This window comes from Sporosarcina sp. USHLN248 (assembly GCF_037144575.1).
Taxonomy (GTDB): Bacteria; Bacillota; Bacilli; order Bacillales_A; family Planococcaceae; genus Sporosarcina; species Sporosarcina contaminans.
In genome coordinates, this window is sequence record NZ_JBBCZC010000092.1 from 1 (window position 1) to 1897 (window position 1897).

The 1897-nt window shown below is 36.7% G+C and carries 2 protein-coding genes; one reads left to right on the forward strand and one right to left on the reverse strand.

Translation table 11 applies throughout. The features are described from left to right. Positions 1 to 353 precede the first annotated feature (353 nt). Entirely contained in the window at positions 354 to 1232 is an 879-nt protein-coding gene (locus WFH04_RS18015; RefSeq protein WP_336825701.1) for a nucleotidyltransferase-like protein, read from the reverse strand. A 161-nt stretch (positions 1233 to 1393) separates the two neighbouring features. Here WFH04_RS18015 and WFH04_RS18020 point away from each other — a divergent pair, with 161 nt between their 5' ends. Then, the gene (locus tag WFH04_RS18020; RefSeq protein ID WP_336825703.1) at positions 1394 to 1756 is read left to right on the forward strand and encodes a YgzB family protein; all 363 of its coding nucleotides are present in this window, start codon (positions 1394 to 1396) and stop codon (positions 1754 to 1756) included. Positions 1757 to 1897: the final 141 nt, after the last annotated feature.

Consider the following 1897-nt stretch of genomic DNA (forward strand, 5'->3'; position numbering starts at 1 on the left):
TGTTAAGATGTCAATTTTGAATCCGAAGATTCGTTTTGTCTCTTCCGCCGACGGGGTCGGCTTTGAGACTTTATTTGTTGACGTTTTGCTGTTCAGTTTTCAAGGTTCATTCGACTTCGTTTCAGAAGCGACTTCTCTAATTTATCATCGACTCTATTAGGAGTCAAGGACTTTTTTAATTTCTTTTTCGCTTGTTTGCGACGCGCTTTTCATTAGCTGTCCAAGCGACGATTATTATAATAGCATGAGGGTATTTAAAGAGTCAACATACTTTTTTAAAAAAACTTATGTTTTTTCACCTTTTGTATAGAAAATGCTTATACTGCAAGGTTATAAAGACCTCAACCTGAAGTTCAAGTGTGAGGTCTTTGCTTCACTTTGTAATCTCGATGGAACACCAGTTCATTTTTCGATTCACTTTGCACAATTTGGATAAAGCCCTTTTCAATCAAAAATTCGACTAGGTTTTCTAAATCAATTGAGTACATTCGTAATTCTTCATGCTCATGCAGTTCTTGTATTGTCCAATGTTCCTTCGTTTCCATTACTTCTAAAATATGCTGCGCTCCATCCGCTGTCCGATTATGGATAAAAAACTCGCTTGCTAAAAACAATAGTTTCAGTTTCTTTTCTAACGGTTCTTCACTCATAATCAATTCTTCATATAGTTTGTATATCGCTGGATCAATTCTTTTCACTTGTGCCCATACAGTTACTTCTGGAGAAAAACCTTTTTCAATGACTGTTAATCTGGCCAGATAATGAAGGGACTGAATTGCATGGTGATATGCGTCCATATAATTTTTCTGTTCGAAAAAATTCTTTCCTTCCATATAAGCTCTAACCAATCTTGCAAGCTCGATCCCCATTTTAATTTTCCTACCATAAAACGGGTATTCCTTCAGTTCATTTTTCAAACCTTCCACGAATTCATTTCTATCGAAAAAGATTTTTCCGTAAAATAGCCAGTCAACAACTTTTCTTCTCGTGCCTAAAAGCAGCCACTTCCTTAGTTGTTTTTCATTAATTACATGCATTGCGGCTTTGCCTTCACCGTCTGTATAGTGTTTCGTATATATAGGCACCTCGTCATTTGAAGTGATAATCAAAAGGATTTCATCAAATGTATCTGTTATCGGATCTCCATCATCCCGCTTTTCAACTAAGATGACCCCTAATGTTTCTGGAGAACTCGCACGCTCTTGGTAAATCGGTCTAAGTATTTGTTCCATAACAACACCTCCTAAATCTATCTTTTCGACAGCCGATTTGAAAAATCCTTCACAGGAAACTTCTAAAATAGGATGTCGATACATTTTGTGCTATATTGGTTGAGGAACAGATCGTATAGATAGGAAAGTTCGATTATGTACCACTCTAAGGAGGATTTTCAATGAAACCTTACAAAAATAAAATAAACAGGATCCGCACATTTGCATTATCCCTTATATTCATCGGAGTAGTCATTATGTATATCGGCATTTTCTTCCGAAGTAATCAATTCATAATGCTTGCCTTTATGGTTTTAGGTGTTCTTGCAATAGTGGGAAGCACAGTCGTCTATGCTTGGATCGGTTTGCTATCGACAAAAGCAATACAGATCATCTGTCCAAGTTGTGGCAAGCAAACAAAAATGTTAGGTAGAGTTGATATGTGTGGGCATTGCCGTGAACCTTTAACATTAGATCCTTCGTTGGAAGGAAAAGAGTTCGATGAAGCTTACAATCGACCTAAGAAAAAAGAAAACAAAAAGTAAAAACGGGACCCTGTCATTTACAGGGGCCCGTTCAGACTGTAGACAAAAGGGTTGGAAATCGAATTGATTTCCAACCCTTTTGTCAATTATGAAGTTATTTTAACGGAAAAAGGCCTTTTTATCTCGTAATATTAGCTTCTA